Annotated in this window: 15 protein-coding genes; all 15 read right to left on the bottom strand. The window is 59.4% G+C overall.

Annotated elements, in window-relative coordinates; genetic code table 11:
- Window positions 1–15: 15 nt before the first annotated feature.
- The gene (locus HG800_RS20575; protein ID WP_169978997.1) at window positions 16–1,935 is read right to left on the bottom strand and encodes an asparagine synthetase B family protein; all 1,920 of its coding nucleotides are present in this window, start codon (window positions 1,933–1,935) and stop codon (window positions 16–18) included.
- Window positions 1,936–1,978: 43 nt separating this feature from the next.
- A complete protein-coding gene (locus HG800_RS20580; protein WP_169978999.1) occupies window positions 1,979–3,457 on the bottom strand; it encodes an ArnT family glycosyltransferase in 1,479 nt (492 codons plus the stop codon).
- A gap of 19 nt (window positions 3,458–3,476) precedes the next feature.
- A complete protein-coding gene (locus HG800_RS20585; protein WP_169979000.1) occupies window positions 3,477–4,457 on the bottom strand; it encodes a UbiA prenyltransferase family protein in 981 nt (326 codons plus the stop codon).
- Window positions 4,458–4,577: 120 nt separating this feature from the next.
- On the bottom strand, window positions 4,578–7,232 hold the full coding sequence (locus HG800_RS20590; protein ID WP_169979002.1) for an exo-rhamnogalacturonan lyase family protein: 2,655 nt from the start codon (window positions 7,230–7,232) through the stop codon (window positions 4,578–4,580).
- A gap of 45 nt (window positions 7,233–7,277) precedes the next feature.
- Window positions 7,278–9,194: an asparagine synthase (glutamine-hydrolyzing) gene (gene asnB, locus HG800_RS20595; RefSeq protein ID WP_169979004.1), complete on the bottom strand. Its 1,917-nt coding sequence runs from the start codon at window positions 9,192–9,194 to the stop codon at window positions 7,278–7,280.
- 89 nt (window positions 9,195–9,283) lie between these two features.
- Complete coding sequence (locus HG800_RS20600) at window positions 9,284–9,919, bottom strand: class I SAM-dependent methyltransferase (RefSeq protein WP_169979006.1); 636 nt, start codon at window positions 9,917–9,919, stop codon at window positions 9,284–9,286.
- A gap of 36 nt (window positions 9,920–9,955) precedes the next feature.
- Window positions 9,956–10,627 (bottom strand): acyltransferase, encoded by a 672-nt coding sequence (locus HG800_RS20605; RefSeq protein WP_169979008.1) that lies wholly within the window; start codon window positions 10,625–10,627, stop codon window positions 9,956–9,958.
- The gene (locus HG800_RS20610; RefSeq protein WP_169979010.1) at window positions 10,624–11,820 is read right to left on the bottom strand and encodes a glycosyltransferase family 4 protein; all 1,197 of its coding nucleotides are present in this window, start codon (window positions 11,818–11,820) and stop codon (window positions 10,624–10,626) included. The genes HG800_RS20605 and HG800_RS20610 overlap by 4 nt, the downstream gene beginning before the upstream one ends.
- Window positions 11,817–12,965: a glycosyltransferase family 4 protein gene (locus tag HG800_RS20615; protein WP_169979012.1), complete on the bottom strand. Its 1,149-nt coding sequence runs from the start codon at window positions 12,963–12,965 to the stop codon at window positions 11,817–11,819. Before HG800_RS20615 ends, HG800_RS20610 begins: the two co-directional genes overlap by 4 nt.
- Window positions 12,966–13,006: 41 nt before the next feature.
- Window positions 13,007–14,140: a glycosyltransferase family 4 protein gene (locus HG800_RS20620; protein ID WP_169979014.1), complete on the bottom strand. Its 1,134-nt coding sequence runs from the start codon at window positions 14,138–14,140 to the stop codon at window positions 13,007–13,009.
- A 77-nt stretch (window positions 14,141–14,217) separates the two neighbouring features.
- Window positions 14,218–14,637, bottom strand: coding sequence for a hypothetical protein (locus tag HG800_RS20625; RefSeq protein ID WP_169979016.1), 420 nt, complete (start codon window positions 14,635–14,637; stop codon window positions 14,218–14,220).
- 315 nt (window positions 14,638–14,952) lie between these two features.
- A complete protein-coding gene (locus HG800_RS20630) occupies window positions 14,953–15,336 on the bottom strand; it encodes an IS1 family transposase (protein ID WP_206352375.1) in 384 nt (127 codons plus the stop codon).
- Between the two features lie 73 nt (window positions 15,337–15,409).
- Window positions 15,410–16,012, bottom strand: a complete 603-nt coding sequence (locus HG800_RS20635) for an FkbM family methyltransferase (RefSeq protein WP_315852070.1) — start codon at window positions 16,010–16,012, stop codon at window positions 15,410–15,412.
- 299 nt (window positions 16,013–16,311) lie between these two features.
- A complete protein-coding gene (locus HG800_RS20640; protein ID WP_169979020.1) occupies window positions 16,312–17,349 on the bottom strand; it encodes a glycosyltransferase family 2 protein in 1,038 nt (345 codons plus the stop codon).
- 33 nt (window positions 17,350–17,382) lie between these two features.
- A complete protein-coding gene (locus HG800_RS20645; RefSeq protein WP_169979022.1) occupies window positions 17,383–18,108 on the bottom strand; it encodes an FkbM family methyltransferase in 726 nt (241 codons plus the stop codon).
- Window positions 18,109–18,135 lie beyond the last annotated feature (27 nt).

Here is an 18,135-nt window from a genome sequence, read left to right on the forward strand (position 1 = left end):
GATCAACCATCGCGTTTACGAAACCTTGAAACAATCGATGGCCTCCAAGTGCGAACTTCCCGGAGCCTCATCGGTCTCGTTGTCGAGAAATTGACGCTGGCCCACTTCAAAGATCATGAGAGCCATGAGCAGGTAGGTATGATTTCGTTGCCCAGCCATGTGCTGACCGACAACCGAAGTCACGGTATCCGGGTTGAAGATGGCACGGTCGCGGCAGCGATCGGAGAGAAGGATGTGTTCGACGACGGGGCGGAGTTCACGGCGGAGCCAGAGGCCGAGGCGTTCGTAGGGCTGGTAGCCGGGGGCACCGAGTTTGGCGAGGACCTTCATCCGGAACTTGCTTGCGGAGCGGGCCAGGCGGCCGGCTCCGACGCGGGTGCCGGTGTTGGCGTTGGGGATGGCGAGGAACTCGGGGCGACGGCGGCGGAGGATCGCGGCCTGAAGCGTCTCGCCGACCTTGAGGTCCGGGGGCATCCGGAAGATCAGGTCGATCAGGTCGTGATCGAGGAACGGGAGCCGGGTCTCGACCACAGAGTGGAACTCGACCATCGAGAGGGCGGTTTCGCGACGCAGTCGCTGGGTGAGGAAATGGTGCCAGATGCGGTGGGCCGGCGGGTCAAGGCCGGCCGATTCGGAATAGCCTTCTCGAAGGGAGTCGCGGGCCAAGGATTCGCGATCGCGCTCCAGGTCGCCCTGGAACAGAGGACCGTCGACGGCTTCAACCATGTAGGCTCGCAGGTGGCCCCAGAGCCAGGCCTCCAGGTCCGTCTCGTTACGAAGGCCGAGGGCCGCGTGGTCGAGTGAGTAGTTGTAGGCCTTGTTCATGTGCATCAGTTCGCCGGCATGGCCGCGGAGCAAGACCTCGATGCCAAGCTCGCGATAGAGCGGCAGCGTGGGCATCACGATGCACTGGTCAAGATACTGCCCATCGGTAAGGTGGACCATCCGACGCAGGTGGACTTCGAAGCGGGAGAGGAAGCCCTGATCGAGCTGGTAGCGGTGGTGCTCGCAGCCGGCAACGCGGGCCATCCGCTCGGCACTGAGCGTATCGATGCTCCCCGGCATGCCGAGGCTGACCGTCGTGATGGGTGTTTGCTTCGTGTTGATGGCACCAAGCACTGCGCGGGAATCCATGCCGCCGGAGAGCGACAGGCCCAGCCGACGCCCTCCCGAGACGCACCGCTCGACGGCCCGGCCAAAGGCGGCGTCGACCTGGTCGATCGCCTCAATGCCGGAGAGGGCCCCCCCCCCCTGCCCGACCTCCAGGCGCCAGGTCCGATCGAGCGTGAGCCGGCCGGTCTCGGTCTCATGCTCCAGCCAGCCGGCTGCCGGGAGGACCTTGATGGCGTGGTAGAGTGTCTCCTCGTTCAGCAGGTGGCCAAAGGTGAAGAACTGGGCGATCCCACGGGGGTCGAGGTCGGAGGAAACGGCCGGATAGGCCAGCAAGGCCTTGATCTCGGACGCGAACGCGAGCCCGTCCGGGATTCGGGTGTAGTAAAGAGGTTTCATCCCGAAGCGGTCATTGACCAGGACAATCCGCCGCCGAGGCTGATCCCAAATGGCCGCAACAAAGGTCCCCCGCAGCCCACGGAAAAAGTCTCGTCCTTGCTGCTCGTAGCCGTGCAGGAGAATCTCGGCGTGACTCTCACCCTGGAAGGCGTGGCCGAAGCCGGACAGGGTACGCCGTTGGTCCTCATAATCGAGGAGTTCGCCCTCCATCATCGCCAGGAGCGAGCCATCCTCATTGGTCGCTGGCTGGCTGGCGCTGTTGACGAAACCGAGGGACACGCGGCCGAGATGGAGACGGTGGTCGACCGAGGCATACTGTTCGACCCGGTACGAAGGGTGGTAAGTCATCCGCTCGCCCATCAGTTGCGCAAGCAACTTGAGGTCTTCGGACCCGTCGCGATGAATCAGTCCCCAGAGACCGGGCATGATGGTTGGATCCTATTACTCGGTCGGAGACGCCAAGGAGTGGTCACGCATTGGGTCGAATCATCGCGGTAAAGCGCTGAAGGTCAACGATCAGGACTTCCCAGGCCCACCCGGCGACGAAGAGTGCGATCAGGGCCAGGGCGACCCCGAAGGCCCACGTCCTCCTCCTGGACCAGATCTCCCGAGCGTACACAACCGCATTGCCCGCGTAGACAAGGATCAGCGGGATCAAGGGCAGGTGATAACGCGAGTGTCCGAACGAGAGGGTGTGCATCGCGCAGAGGTAGCTGATGACCAAAAGCAGCAGCACATGTCCTCGCCAGTCCGAGGGCGGCCGGACGACGGCTCCGAAAATCCCGGCGATCATGGCGGCAACATAACTCCCGAAGATCAGAGCGGTCAGCGCCAGAAGGCCTGGAGTGGAAATTTCACCGAAATAACCACTCGCCGCACCAGCGACCAGTTCACGCTCCAGGCCCCAAAAATGGAAGAACTTGACGATGTCGCGTTTGAGCGTCAGGACGGGGTTCTCACGCACGAACGCAACCGCGGCCTTCAGAGCCAGCTTGTCAATTTGTCCCTGGGTTAATCCGCCCATCTCGTCGGGGTATCGCTGCGAGAGGACATAGATCCACGATCGTTCTCCCTCCACCGAGATCGCATCCCATGCGCGGTACATGGGCGTGTGCTCGTAGTTGCCCATCATGAGATTCCGGCCACTCATGACGTCGACCGTAGTGAAGGTTTCCTGGAGCTTGGTGTTCCGGATCGCCCACGGGGCAATCGTCCCCCAGGTCGCCGCCGCCAGGACCACTCCGGCCAGTAATCGCCGCCCGAGATGTCCCCGCCAGGCAAGCAGCAAGTACACGCCGAAGATCACCGGCGTCGGCCAGAGCACGCTTCTCGCCAGCGCACCGAGTCCTAGCAGGACACCTGCCGGAACGAGCCGAGCGATGGAGTCACGTTGTTGCGCCCTGATCAAGGAAACAATGAAGGCCATCAGCAAGGCCGTGAAGAGGATCTCGGTCAGGAGGAGGTTGTGGTAAGCCACCAGCGAGGGATAAACACTGCAGAATCCAGCGGCCCATACGCCAACCCGTCGCGATTCGATCTGAGCGCCGAGGACATAGGCCAAGCTCACGATCAATAGGCTCAACGGGATCTGGACCAAACGCACGGCCTGGTAATTCTGCATCCCGGCGACCTCATAGACCCCAGCGACCAAGGCCGGGTAAAGGGGTGGCCGGAGCGAGATCGGATAGCCGGGTTCGAAGGCGAACTCACCGTATTCAGCGAGTGTCATCGCCAGGGTGTCGTAGTCACGTTCATCCCAGATTTGAGGGGGCTTCTGATCGAAGTTCAGCCAGAGTGCCAACCGTAACACCAGGCCAACCAGCAGGATCAGACTGAGGTAGATTCGAGCCTGGTTGACCGTGAAATCGTCCGGATCACGGCGAGCCTTTTCATCAAGCCTTCTTGGGGATTCGGAGGTGAGGTCCTGGGCTGATTCCGAGTCGCTCATGGTACCTTTCGGCCTTCGTTCAGAGGCTCCACAGCGGATTCACCGGGGACGGATTCACGTTGAAGACGCTGTAAAGTATCGGAATCTGCACGAACATCAACGTCACGAAAGCGAGGACGCAGACGATCAAGTAGACCATCAGGCCCCACTCGCGATAGAGTCGCTCGGGGTTCTGGGCGGCACTGTCGTCCTTGAATGCGACGTTGAGGTAATAGCAGACAAATCCGGCAATGAGCGGGAAGGTGAGAATGAGTTCGAGCCGATACCGAATGATAAAAACCCCAAGAAAAAGTGCAAAGGTTGTGACATAGAAGAACATACTGACAAGAAGCTTTCGCTCGTCGTAATGGCGGAACGAAGGACGGTAGGCTCCGGCCACTGCGGCATCGGCAATGGATCGATACTCCGAGAATCGCTTGGCCGCCATAAAGAATGCGCCAATCATCCAGTAAGACAGCAACAGCGAGACCGGCGGCACCTCGATCGTCGAGACGGCGAACCATCCCAGCAAGAGCCGGATCGGATTGTTGATCGACTCGGACAGGACGTCCAGATAGGGTTGATCCTTGGACCGAATGGGGGGCACATTGTACACCAAGCCCATAAAGAGCAGTAATGCAGCCGACGCGAAGAAGGGACGATTCAGCATCGCCGCCATCAGCAAACCAAGGGTGCCCAGGATCACCCATTCCGCATAGGCAATCGGAATGGAGACCTTTCCCGAAGGAATGGGTCGGTTCCGCTTGACCGGATGGGAGAGGTCAGACGGCGCATCGAGGATTTCATTGATCACATAATTGCTTGATGCGATCAGGCAGGTTGCCAGAAATGCCCAGCCGATCCCTGCAAGCGTATTCCACCGGAACAGTTCCGGATGATAGAAGCACGCCAGGGCGACCCCAAGCAGCATGAAGACGTTCTTGCACCAGTGATCCGGCCGGGCAATAGCAATGTAGGGTCCGATCCGGCTTCCAATCCCGGTTGCCAGAGGTTGTGTCATGTGAACTTTCGACATGATGAGTCACCTAGATTTCAACACTTATCATCTTAACGAACGAAGAGTGCAATACCCAGGTCGCTGGCGGTGCAGTGCGCACACATCAAGCGTGAACCAGGGTCATCAGTGAGAGTGTGCGGTGCTCAGTCGATGCCAGCGAACCGGATTAAGCACACTGATCAGCGCCCTTATGAGCCCGCTTCCGGTTGTCAGGCGATTCCGCACGCGGGCTTTCTGGGGAACAAAGCGTTCTGGAGTACCAAAATCAGGAACAAGACCCATCGGACAATCGACTCGTCTGGCCCCTCGATTCCGGTAAAAGGCATCCAGTGAACCTTCAACCATCACCAGAGCAATTGCCCGAGCCGTCGACCGGTGTGCATCATCGAACGCCAGCAAGTCGGCCCAAGAGCGTTCGGAGATCTCCAAGGCCCGGCGCATCAGATCGGTTCGGAGCGGTTCGTCGGCGTGCTCTGCGGCCATCCGCATGGCATTGGCTTTCCGAAAGTCCTGAGCCGGCCAGGCTTCGGTCGGATACTCCAACTCCTCAGGACGGTCGAAGTAGGGCCGTTCGTGCTCAAGCATCCAGCGGGTATACGTCAGGAGACTTTCACGGGCGTAGGCATACATGAAGTCGTATTCGCCAGCTTCAGCCTTGTGACCGAGATACCTGCTGAGTGTCGAGAGAAACACAGGATACGACCAGCGCTTCTCAACATTCAGAAGGTCGTGTTTCTCGATCTCATCATGTGGGTGAATGCACCGACGAATGAACCCCTCGGCAACCTCGAGATACGCGCGACGGCCGGACGCAAGCCAGCCATCGATCAGGGTGTTGACGGAGTTCCCGACGCCACGTCCGGGTCCGTGATAATCGGTGGTTCCCGTCGCACTCGCCAGTCCCGTTGGGCCATCGTCGATCACGCCAAGGATGTTCCGCCGGCCGTCATCCATCGCAACGACCCAGTCGGCGAGTTCGATCACGGCATCGCGAGCGGCGGGATCACCCGTCAGGTAGTGGTAGAGCAACAGGCCACTTGTGAACAGATGATTGCTGCTCGGCCCCCCTCCGTAGGAGCGATCTCCAGACCGACAATTGTGTCGAGAGTAGGTGCGATGCGTACTGGTTTTCGCATCCTTGTAATGGTCCGTGAACCAGAAAAGGCCGCCGTTGTAGGCCGATCGATCTTTCTGTGTGTGGTAGATGTCGATGTCGAGGACGTGACGGGCAAGAGGGTCGAAAATCTCCGACCACCGGGGGTCGCCCGTTCGGAGGTCCTGGAGCATCGCCCCCAGGACCATGTCGTACTGGTTGTTGTAGTGGGAGATCGCAGGTCGAGGTCCCTGATAATGTTCCTGCTCATGATCGGCGAAGATCTCGCCGTAATTGCGCCAGCCGTACTCGTCGATGATCTCCCGGCGAGCAATCAGGCCCGTTTGCTCATCGAGTGCTGCCGACTTCAGGAAAGATTCAAGGCAGCATTCCTGATTCCCACCGACAGGGAGCAGTCGAGGAATCGCTCCCGTACCCGCGTACCATTCGGGCCTCGCCCGCACTCGGGCTGGGAAGTGGGTCCAGTCCAGTGGGGCCGTCGAGGGATCGCTTGGTGGTCCGAAGTGCAACCAGAGCGTATGGGTCTTCCGCTCGCCCCCTTGCAATTCGAAAGGGTCTCCGCACTGGACAGGAAACACACGAAGGTGAATAGAATGGCCAGCAACTTCGAGCGCCTTGGGAAATTGCTGCCAGAACTCGGGAATCGCCGCCGTGATTGTTCCCCTTTGACCCGCGATCGCTAGAACGGGATTGGCCCGCAGGCCATATTCCTCCCTCCCTGCATGACGGTTGCGGAAACCGCGAAACGTCAAGGGAACCTGATTGTTCCGATTGACGTGGTTCGTGCTCGCCCAGTTCTCGCCCCCGCTGGAGTCCTGATAGATTTCCAGGTCCGCAATGTCCGAGGACCGTACGGCCTCGTCAGGCATGGTCCTCCAAACGATCCGAGGGTCGTCCATCCCCGCTATCGTCATCGCGAGCGAACAGTCGCGGAAGAGGACTGATCCCGGGTCGCCGAGATCCCAGAGACCTCCTGGATGCCGAGCTCGACGGGGATTGTGCAGCGTCCAGTCCACCTTCACCAATCCGGTCCCGGCGAAGAAGGACAGGCGAGCATCGAACACACATGTGACCCGTCCCTCGAACCGACCCCGCACTCGAACGGTGGCCCGCACTGGGCCATCGGCCTCCAACTCGACCGACTCGATTCGAGGGCTGGCCTGACGCATCCGAACGTCCGTCAGGACGAACTCCGCTGGCCCCTCCAGGATTTCCTGCCCTTCGATCTCGACGCCGGCCAAGCATGTCCCGTTTCGCCGATCGACCGTGAACCGAGCAACGCCGGTGTTGATCTCGAACCCATCGGCGGAATCTATTACCCGCAGAGCAACGTCAGGCCGCAGCTCGCTGGTCGATTCTAATCGCCAAGAATGCTTACCAGGAGTTGAAGGCCCGATCACGGCGTCGATCAGGACCCATTTCAGGCTCCCGTCCGACCATCGGGCGAGCCCCTCGGCCTGAGTCGCCACTGATTTCCCACCGGGTCCAAACAGGGCGAGGTTTGAACGATCAACCAGGCGTCCCCTGGGCATCGGTAAGCCAAAGGTCACCGGCTGGGGCAAGGCCGAATCCCGGGGGACATCGATGATGAGATCGACTCCAGAAGCCGGTTGATCGCAGCCAGGCCAATCGACCCCACGGTCCTCACCTTCAGGATGGTTCACGGCCAAATCGTTCTGCGTGTCTCCGCTGATCGAATCTCTCATCAATCACGACTTTGTAACAAGTTTGACATTCGAACCAAGATAGCGGTCGGCCCAGCGGGCGAGGACAAGGAGGCTCCAGAGTGTTTGGCCGTGCCGACCGGTTCCGGACAGGTGTGCTCGATAGATGCGTCGAGCCATTTCCTGGTCAATCAACCCACCAACGCGAGCGTGAGGGTCGAGCACCGTGTCTTCGATCATTTCCCGGAGCGGACCTCGGAGCCAGTCGTCAATCGGCACATCAAACCCGTGCTTTGGTCGACTCGCCACCGAGGGGGGCAAAACGTGATTGAAAGCCCGCTTGAAAATCCACTTGGTTGTTCCTTCTCGGATTTTCCAATCCGAGGGAATTGTCGCGGCCAGTTCAAGCAGTTGGTGATCGAGTAATGGCGGGCGGACTTCGAGGCCATGTGCCATGCTTGCCCGGTCCACCTTGACCAGGAAATCATCGGGCAAGACGGTGGCGACATCGGCGGCAATCATTCCTCCGAGCGCATCCCCCCGAGGCGCGGATGCGAACGCATCAACGACCAGGCGTCCCGGATCATGACCGTTGAGGCTGGTGACAAGATCGCGAGCGATCAGCCTGCGTCGCAATGGCATCCGACACTGTGACAGCGTGTTGGCGTAGGCCTGGTCAGCCTCCATCGCCACGTTGGTCAGGAGTGTCTTCGCCCGCAATGGGCGGGGGAGCCAGTCTGCTTTCGGCCAGCGATTGCCGAGGGGTCCCAGCACCGCGTGACGAAACCAACCGGGCAGCCACTCCCTGAGCGTAGACTCCTTCAGGTCGTGGGCATATCGTGCGTATCCGCCAAACGCCTCGTCTCCCCCATCTCCTGAGAGTACGACCTTGACACTCTGGCTTGCCATTCTGGAAACCAGGTACGTCGGGACCGCCGACGGATCGGCAAACGGTTCGTCGAAGTAGTGGGCGAGTTCCTCCAGGAGCTCGACTGCGTCCGGGGTCACGACCTCCTCGGTGTGTTGTGTGCCATACCGCTCGGCCGTTTGTCGGGCGTAGGGCAACTCGCTGAACGATTCCTCCCGAAACCCGATGGAGAAGGTTTGCAGCGGTTCGGTCAGCGCCTTGGAGGCCATCGCAACGATGACTCCGGAGTCCAAGCCCCCGCTGAGAAACGCCCCGACCGGCACATCGGCGATCAGATGAAGCCTGACCGATTCGTCAAGCTTTTCTCGGATCCGTTCGACCCATTCGTCGGGGCCTGGATCTCGATCCGGTTCGAACCGAAGTTGCCAGTAGCGTTTGGGGCTGCGGTCGAGAGACTCCGGACCAACCTCGAGCACATGGCCCGGTGGCAGCTTCTCGATTCCCTTGAGAATCGACTTCGACCCGGGAATCATCCCGAAGGTCAGGTAATCTTCCAGCGCTTCCGAATCAACCGCTCGAGCCACATCAGGACATGCCAAGATCGCCTTCAGCTCCGAACCGAAGACCAGCATGTCCCGATTGCGGTGGAGATACAGCGGCTTGATGCCCAGCCGATCCCTCGCCAGGACCAGCCGTCGCTTCGAACGATCCCAGAGGGCAAACGCGAACATCCCTCGCAGCCGTTCGACGAGGGCAGCCCCTTCTTCCTCGTAGAGGTGGACCAGCACCTCAGTATCGCTCTGGGTCGCAAATCGATGGCCTTTGGCCTCCAGGCTCGCCCTCAGTTCACGGTAGTTATAGATCTCTCCATTGAACACGATCTGTACCGATCCATCCTCGTTGCCGATCGGCTGATCGCCCCCCTCCAGGTCGATAATCGACAACCTCCGATGAACCAACCCGATCCCAGGCTCAATCCAGTACCCATCAGCATCGGGCCCTCTGTGCGACACAGCTCCGCCCATTGTCATGAGGGATTGTCGATTCAAAGGACGTTGAACGCTTCGATATAGAATACCTGCGATTCCACACATTGGCTTAGTTTTCGAGAGCTTTTCGGTTTCGTTTTCGTTTCGAGCATCGTCGTTTCACGAAACGTGGCCCACGATTCCCAGCAACCATCTCAGGCGTTATTCCTCGGTTTTTGACCGCGGAAGAAAACAGCCGATGCGACTCGGTGGCTGCGAGGACTTCGGATCACGAGATAATCAAGATAACGAATCGGTGCAGTCACCAGAGCTGCGGCAATTAACATCGCGTTTGACAAATATCGATTCCCGCTACAACTGTCAGCCCACTCCCGAGCGATCCACACCAACCCACAGCTTGGTCCGATGTGAACCCCGGCATCGAGTTCCTCGAATCCGCGACAAAGGAATCGAAGACCATCGAGTGTAAATCGCCAGTAATCGGTTGGATCAGCGTGATAACCTTGGATGAATGGCACGTCAATATGCGCGATCCCTCCGGGTTTGAGCACTCGCTGGATCTCCCGAACGGCTATCCAGGGATCCTGAACGTGCTCGAGTGTTCCGGTACAAATCACACAATCGAACGAGTCAGACCCCAGAGGCATTCGGTGGATGTCCCCGACAACATCAACACCCTTTACTGGTACCGCGTCGAGAGTCACCACCTTGGTGAGAACTCTCCGACCACCCGCGCCAACATCCAGAATACGTGCACCTTCGGGCAGTGCGTTCAGCGTTTCCTCGAGGTGATTTCGGGGAACAACCGTCGGTCCCGGCAAGTACTTCAAGATGCCTGGAAGTCCCCATCCCATTGCGATCAGCCCTTATGCTATACCGATCGAACCAAAGTTAGCAGTTATCTCGTTATTTCCCAAATTTCCATCACCCATTCCTGCACTTGATGATCCTTCGTGTTGATTCCGATAGCGGATCACTCGAGCCGGAACACCAGCCGCGATGGCGTAGTCAGGGATCGGCTTCGTGACAACCGACCCTGCACCGATCACACAATGCCTCCCGACATTGGCCAATACCACCGAACGGTCCCCAATCCACGAATCAGTCCCAATCGTCACACGAGGCCAATGACCCGGCTGCTCTCGGATCGGTACATCCAGCCGATCGATGCCATGTTGACTTCCCCCATTGACGACCGAAACGTGCGAGCCGAGCAGCACATTGTCCTCCAGCGTCACGTCTCCCAGGCAGCAGTAGAGTCCAGCGTAAACGAATCGGCCCACCTCGGCCGTCGGATGTGAAAAGACGGTGCCGAAGCTGAGACAACTCCCCTCGTCACAACGTGGCAGGACCATGCGATAAAAGGCCCGCCTAAGGTAGACCCCCGTCAGCCCCGGAACCAGGGCAAGAGCCTGCGACCACCCGGGGAACGCCCGGTCCGACCCCATCGCCAGTTTCCCGACGCGGTAGCAAGCGTAGGCGGGCAGGACTGCCAGCGCGGCAAGGAGCTCAGCCAGTCGTTTCGCAACCGCTTTCATCCGACTCCCGAATCAACGGTCGATCGCTCAATCTTGTCCGAGGATTCGCCTCGAAACATTGCTTCGGCCCGGCGACTCAGCACCTCCCAGTCAAACCGTTCCACTGCCCACTCCCGCGCGGACTTGCTCATCCGCGCTCGTCGTGCTCGATCCTTCAGGAGTTCGACCACCTCTCTCGTCAGTTCTCCAGGCTCCTCGCACGAGACCACCAACCCCGTCTCCGGGATTTTCATCGTTTCAGCCGTCCCCCCCGACGCCCCGGCGATCACCGGCTTGCCGCAGGCCTGCGCCTCCAGCAGGACGATCCCGAAACCCTCGATGTCCCGCCCCACGGTTCGGTTCGGGAGGACGAACAGATCACATTGCTGATAACACTCCCGCATGGCATAGTCGTCGAGGCTACCATGGAAGCGGACATGGTGCTCTAGGCCCTTGCTGGTAACCAGTTCGAGGAGCGAGGAGGCACATTCTCCGTCGCCGACGATTGCATAAAGTGCATCGGGAACATCCCGCACGATCTCCTTGAACGCCCGAATCATCACATCGTGACCCTTGCGCTCCTGGAGACGGCCAACCGTCAACACGACAGGCCGATCCCCCCAGCCGAGACGATCCCGCACTCCCGGGTCACGATCCGCTGGCTTAAACCATCCAGTGTCAACCCCAGGATTCATCAGGTAAAGCCGATCTTCCACCAACCCCCACCCCTCCTGGAGCATGCGCAGGGTATTAAGACTATTCGCGATGATCGCATCGGCATTTCGATAGACTCGTCGCATGAGCCAGGCCAGCTCTCGACTCATCTCTGCGTACGTCAATTCCTCGCCGTGTGCATAGCAGACATAGGGCAACCCTCTCGACACTTTCAACCAAAATCCAACCAAACCCTCCGGCAAGCATCGTCCGCAGTGAACCGCACCAACCTTCCGAGCTTGAGCCAGTCGTCCGATCTGCGTAGCCAACCTCTGGTACGCTGCGGCCCCTTTCGGATTCATCACCCCCCAGGTCTCGAAGGTCATGGGTAGCCGAACGATCCGCAGGTCATGACTTTTGTCGAACGCCTCGCACTCCGGACTCTCACCGGCGACGACAATGATTTCCTCACCCGGAAGCCTTCGATAAAGCTCCCAGAACCATCGACCGCTGCCTCCAGTTCTGGGGGGGAAAACCTCAGTCAGCAGAAGAATGCTCATGCTGACGCACCCTTGCCGGAATGGACCAGAACATGGCGGTACTCATCGAGCACCTTCCGAGTATGGGCCTGGAGACTGAACTGTTCCTCGCAACGGACTCTGCCCTGACGGCCGAGACGCGCCCTTAACGACGGATCACGTAGCAGTCGAGACAGGGCCTCGGCCAGACGATCGGACGCGTGGGGAGGGACGAGCAGGCCCGTCTCCTCATGAACAACCATTTCGGGGATTCCCCCGACGTTCGCCCCGATGACGGGTCGGCGGTGGGCCATTGCCTCAAGTGTTGCATTGCCTAACGGTTCGACGTGGGACGGGACGACCGCGAAATCCGATGCCGTGAGCCAGTCCGAGACGTTATCCTGGAACCCAACGAAGCGAGCGGAACAACCCAGGGATCGGGCCAGGGACTCCATCTCGACCCGGTATCGCCCGCCGTCCTTGAGATCATCCCCCACGATGACAAGTGCGGCCCCCGGAGACACCGAATCGTCGAGCAGGGTCCAGGCCCGAATGAGGTCGGCAACCCCCTTGCGCTCGATGACCTGGCCGGTGAAAACGGCAATCGTACGATCCTCCGGAAGGCCAAGCAGCAGTCTCGCTCGACGCTGCCCCTCCGCATTCGGCACGGGCGGGAGCGGTAGCCCGTCATGCACCACAGTTCTCGGGCTTTCGTCGAGTTGCACCGAGTCCGCAGCCATCTCGTCCATCAGGGCCTTCGAGACAAAGAGATGCCGCTCCGCCCCATACTTGTTCATCCAGTCAATCGCCGTACTCCCGAACGGGAAACGGTGATGGCAGATGCGCGGGATGCCCAGCCCCCGAGCGGCATGCGAGACAATCTGATGCGTCGGTAGGTCGTTACTGTGGACCACTTCCGGCGCGAAGTCCCGGATCAGCCTCCTGAGCCGTTTCCTCGCGCGCTCATACTTCAGCCAATGCCATTTATCCGTCAGGAGCATCGGGCTGTAACGACACCTCAGCCCCTCCCGCTCCATCCGCTCCAGCACCTCTCCCCGAGACCCCAGAAGAACGAGCACCTCATGACCTGCCTCTCCCAGGCCAATCGCCAATCGCTCGGCCGCCACCTCGGCGCCACCGACAAACGGGGCCATGCTGGCCAAGCAGATGCGGAGTCTCGCTGGCACGGTCACAGACTCGGAACGAGATTCGACGGTCACGGCATGATTCACTGTTTCGAGTCTACCAACTCCGCGTAAATCCGCCTCAGCCGGGCAAAGCTGGCGACTGGATTGAACTGCTCGACCACTCTCGCCCTGGCTCGTTCACCGAACGCGGCTCGCAGGATGGGGTTCTGAACCAGTTCCCGAACAGCTTCGGTCAACTGAGCGAGGTCTCCCGTCTCGACAATGTAGCCTGTCTCTCCCACCACTTCCTGGACGGATCCACCCCGATAAGCCGCCACGGGGCGCCGGCAGGCCATTGCCTCACAAACACTGTTGCCGAAGGTTTCGTACTCACTGGTGCTGACGAAGATGTCAATGGCGTGGTCGAACGGCTCGATCGGCTCCAGGTTTCCGAGCCATTGGAAGCGACGTCCCAGGTTCTTGGATCGCATCCGGGCCAGAAGTTCTTCGCGGTACGCTTCCTCCCCCAACGGCGCGTCGCCCGCGATCACACCGACTACCCGTTCGTCTTCGTGGGCCAGTTGTGCCACCATATCAATGAATTCTTCCAACCGCTTGATCGGCTTGAGCGCCGAGGCGGTCCCGATCACGATTTCGTTGGGGTGGACTGCCCAGGAAGCTCGAGTGGCTTCACGCCCATCGGCCAGCGTGCCAAACTGATTTAGGTCCAGCCCCAGGTAAACCACCTGCTGGCGATCTTCGGACACAAGACCCGCCACAGCTTCCTCACAATCCGCCTTCTGCTGGTTTGATGTCCAGAGAAGCGCGTCCGGCACCCGTGCTGGCGAGCCGAACACCCACTCGCAAAAAGGCCTCGACACACGGAACCGGACGTGACAGACCAGGGGCCGACGCAACAAACGACGCAGAACCAGTCCGAACGGGTACACGTCGTGCTCGTTGCAGTGAATCAGATCAACGCCTTGGCGACCCGCCCACCACGCCAGTCGAGAAGCATGCCAGGCACTCCTCAGCGGCCTCTTTCGATCCGGCCAGGGCATCGAGTCAATCTGATGCGGGAAGCCACTCACCCTCATCCACTCAGCCAGGTCCCCCTCACGCGGGACAACCGCCATCCCGTTCACCCCTTCGTCCCGGCCTAGTTCCAGCCAGTTGTGCAAGATCCTGGCAGTACTACCGAGGTTCGGGTTGTTGGTGAGATAAAGGACTCTCAAGCAATGCCTCATTCTCGTACGCGAAGAGATTCCGGAAACCTATCCCTAATCGTGAACAGAGCGTTGAAGGTGGTGTCCTATGGTGACTGAACGGCTGGACGATGGAACCATTCCGCCCATGTCCAGACATGATCGGTCAGCCCGGCGACCATCGCGGGGGAACGCTCACGCCAGCGGCACCGATCGTCCTTGATGCGCAGCGTCCGCACGCTCCAGCAGAAGTTGCCGCTGTACATCGTCAAGTATGTCATCGCCTCGTGGACGCGCCAGTCCTTGCTGAAGCGGGAAGTCTTCCGCACCTTCCGGGCGTTGCAACCCCGGTCGGTCCCGTTCTGTCGCTCCACGAACGATGTGTTGACACGACGGCTCGCCGTCGATGCGTCCAATGCCGCTTGCAAATCCTCCGGCGAGCCGAAGACCTGCCGCTGATCCACGGCCACGACGCGTTTTCCCTCGCGGTGCTTGTGGGCCGTGGCATAGACCACCTCCTCGGGCAACCGACGCTCGGCGGCGATCCGGAGGACGGCCCGGCTTCGGCCTCGGCGGAGGCGGGACGGGTTGGCTGAACGCCGTCTCGTAGGCCGGGTACTCGTCGCTGGTCATCAGGGCCGGGGTCGCCTCGCCGGTCCGCCACTTCGCCCCGGCGACCGTGGGCCTCGGCGTTCTCGATCGTCCGGGCACCGGGGATCACCGCCAGCACGAGCTTGTGCTCGGGGTCGTAGGCGACATGGTCCAAGTAGTCGCCGCAATGGTCGTCGCCCGGGTCGTCCGGGTCGCAGTTGTGTTGCTTCTTGGCCACGAAGGCCCACTTCTCATCGAACTGGACCTCGCGGGTCTCGGGGGGAAAAGGCCACGACTTCGTCGTGGGTGTCCCTGGCATGCCGGCCGGCCAGCAGGGCCAACCGGGTGACGGTGTCCTTGTTGACCCCAACCAGCCGAGCGGTCTGGCGGACGCCACAGCCGTCGGCGAGGTGCTCCAGCACCGCCTGGACCTTCTCGCGAGGCAGCTTGGAGTTGAAGAAGGGCGTGCCCTTAAACTCGGAGAAGCGGGCCTTGCACCGGGTGCAATACAGCAGGCGGTGTCGGGCCTTGCCGAAGTGATCGATGACGAGGATGTTCCCCCCGCCCCGTCGGCCGTAGGAGTCGCAGTCGGGGTTCTGGCAGCAGTAGCGAGCGAGGTCGTCCGTCGGAGGCATGGCGCGTCCAGGTCCGATCCGTCTCGGCGAGTTAACTCCTGGACGACCAGTCTACTCATCGCTAGAATCCCATTCAACCTCGGCCGGACACCACCGCGTTGAACTGCCCGGAGAAATTTGATTTTTTAATGTTTAACAGGCACAGTTCTTCATGCTCGATCGAATATGCCCTGTAACCGAGATCGCACAGTCGATGACAGAGATCTTGGGCTGAATGCCCCAAGGGTTGCAGGTAGCGATCAGTGACTTCGACAACCAGATCAGGATGATCTCGCTCGATCTGGCCGATCATTCCCTCGATTGCATGGTATTCCGCACCCTCGACGTCAATTTTCACGAGAGCCACCCGTTGTCCCTGTGGAAGCAGACCGTCGAAACGAGCCGTCCGGACACAGATCGCCTTTCTGCCTCCCTCGACAGGCCGCAGTGAAGAGGTCCCGCAATGGTCTACTGGCCCAGGATAAAACGTCGCCATCGCGATCGGACGCAGCGTCGTCATACAAGACGACGTTCTTGATCCGATTAAGGTCAAGATTTCCCTTAAGTCAGCGTTGGTTTCCGGCATGGGTTCGAATGCGAGGACACGTCCCGAGGCCCCTACGCATTGTGCGGCGAGGAGCGTGAAGAAACCTATGTTGGCCCCAATGTCGACAACCAAGTCACCAGGTTGGAGCAATAGACTTGATCACGAAGGCAGTGTACGGCTCGTAGTCTCCGGAAATAAATACATGCCGGCCCAACCAATCCTGCAGATCGCCCCGAATCAGGAACCCGTGGCGCGTCCGTACCACCCGGTCTTCCTGCTTGTTAAATACCGACCGAGCCAAAGGAAGAGCCGCCCTGTAAAGTCTCCATCACCCACGCTCCCACGGAGAGCGCCGCGTGCAAAAGGCGAGAGTTTCCAGGACGGCTCGATAACCCATTTGACCCATCGTCGTTAGCACTCAATTTCGACAGGGGATGTGAGTCGACAGGCTATTCGCCGTGGAATCCTTCGAAAGTGAAGTACTTCGCCGTCACAACTCGTCGCATTCGGGCCAGGACATAGGTCTTCCAGCACCACGGGTCCCACGGCCAAAGCTGGAGACCCCGCTCAAATGCGGCGAACGCCTCATTCTGCCTGGCGGGGTCTTGAAGCAGCTGATACCCGAGTCGCCAGAAGTAGTCCCGACCCAACCGTTGTCGCAGAGCACGGGCATCCGCCGGAGCGAGTTGAACCTGCTCCCTGAGCGACTCATATCCAGTTACCAACTCGCACATGACTCGGACCGTACGGACGGGATCAGAACTGCCACCCGCAGCCGAAGAGTTCTGAGCATGGACGATGTAAACAACGTGAACATCGTCAAGGTAGGCAAAGCGGTAACCAGCGGCAAGGGACCGGACGACGAATACCTGGTCTTCGCACTCGTTACGAGGTTCAGTCTTGAAGTGGGCCTCATGGAAAACCCGTCTCCGGATCACCGAGTTCTGCAAGCCGCAGTACAAGCCATGCAGGAGCGCACACCGCAGAGTACGTGGATCCTCAAACAACTTTGCCCTGCCCACCGGCCGAGCATGGAGGCTCAGGAATGGCCGCGGCTTGCCGTTCACGTGAAAGGTACTCGCAGCGATCGAGTGACCAGATTCGTGCTCTACCATACGGCAGGCCCCATAAACCCAGTCGATTACCGGATCTGATTCGAGGACTTCGACACTGTTCTTCAAATGATGACACAGCCAAACGTCATCGCTGTCATAGAACGCAACGTACTTACTTTCAGCCAGCTTCAGCCCCGTATTTCTCGCCCCATAAGCCCCCTGATTCTCCTGATAGATATAACGAACCGGCTGCTCCCATCTCCGTGTTTGTTCAGCGACCAGCGCCTGGGTATGATCCGAGCTCCCGTCATCGACGATGATCAGCTCCCAATCCTCGAACTGCTGATCCCGGATCGCCTCAAGGGCATTCGGTAGGAATTGGGCCCGGTTGTACGTCGGCAGGATGATGCTGACTTGTGGTATTTGATTCATCAACTACGGTCCGAAGTGTTCCAGGAATCCGTCTCAATTCGAGTCAATCGATTTCGTGCGATGTTTATGAGCGATCAGAGAGGGGCCAACCCGCGCGAAGAGTTCATAACCTCGGGAGGAGAGGAATGAAACGATAGGAAGCCCGGGGATCTCGGCAAAAGGCACTCCATCTTGTTCAAAAATCAAAATACGGGGACTCCACCGAGACCAATCGAGGCTCTTGAGGATCGACTCGTCCAAGCCCTCACAATCAATGCTCATCACGTCAATCATTTCAACTTCGGGAATCCAGCGAGTTAGAATATCATTCAGGTTTACTACAGGAACATCCCTCTTGCAGACAAGTTGGTGTCCTGCGTCGATTCGCTGTTGTGCAATTTCATCAGAAAACGTATTTAACTCTGACTGTTGAAAACAATAGAATTGCGTCGTCCTCTTTCCATCAGGCGTCACACCGACCGCCAAGCTAATATCGCGTGGCCGATAAAGCTTAAATGCATCAATGCGCCCCGGCGTCGGTTCGATATTGATCCCTCGCCAACCACAACAGTAAAGACGATAGGTGTTCGAGAGATGGACAGGATGATACGCGCCGACGTCTACGAACACTCCTTTTCTTATTCTATGCAAGTTTAACAACGATTTCAGCGCGATATCTTCTCCGCATTGAGAGTATGATGGCTCGCAATAATCGGAGAGGGCGCGAGCAATCGAAGGCCACAGGAAAGCTTTCGCTCTCCTTATGGAGAAATATCTCATCTTATTATCCCTAGCCCGAGCGGCAAA

The organism is Tautonia rosea (genome assembly GCF_012958305.1).
In the GTDB taxonomy this organism is placed as follows: Bacteria; Planctomycetota; Planctomycetia; order Isosphaerales; family Isosphaeraceae; genus Tautonia; species Tautonia rosea.

Excerpts from the sequence above, each read along its gene's own strand:
- HG800_RS20575 (WP_169978997.1), bottom strand. The coding sequence starts at position 1,935 with ATGCCCGGTCTCTGGGGACTGATTCATCGCGACGGGTCCGAAGACCTC.
- HG800_RS20580 (WP_169978999.1), bottom strand. The coding sequence starts at position 3,457 with ATGAGCGACTCGGAATCAGCCCAGGACCTCACCTCCGAATCCCCAAGA.
- HG800_RS20585 (WP_169979000.1), bottom strand. The coding sequence starts at position 4,457 with ATGACACAACCTCTGGCAACCGGGATTGGAAGCCGGATCGGACCCTAC.
- asnB (WP_169979004.1), bottom strand. The coding sequence starts at position 9,194 with ATGTGTGGAATCGCAGGTATTCTATATCGAAGCGTTCAACGTCCTTTG.
- HG800_RS20605 (WP_169979008.1), bottom strand. The coding sequence starts at position 10,627 with ATGAAAGCGGTTGCGAAACGACTGGCTGAGCTCCTTGCCGCGCTGGCA.
- HG800_RS20610 (WP_169979010.1), bottom strand. The coding sequence starts at position 11,820 with ATGAGCATTCTTCTGCTGACTGAGGTTTTCCCCCCCAGAACTGGAGGC.
- HG800_RS20630 (WP_206352375.1), bottom strand. The coding sequence starts at position 15,336 with ATGCCTCCGACGGACGACCTCGCTCGCTACTGCTGCCAGAACCCCGAC.
- HG800_RS20640 (WP_169979020.1), bottom strand. The coding sequence starts at position 17,349 with ATGAATCAAATACCACAAGTCAGCATCATCCTGCCGACGTACAACCGG.
- HG800_RS20645 (WP_169979022.1), bottom strand. The coding sequence starts at position 18,108 with ATGAGATATTTCTCCATAAGGAGAGCGAAAGCTTTCCTGTGGCCTTCG.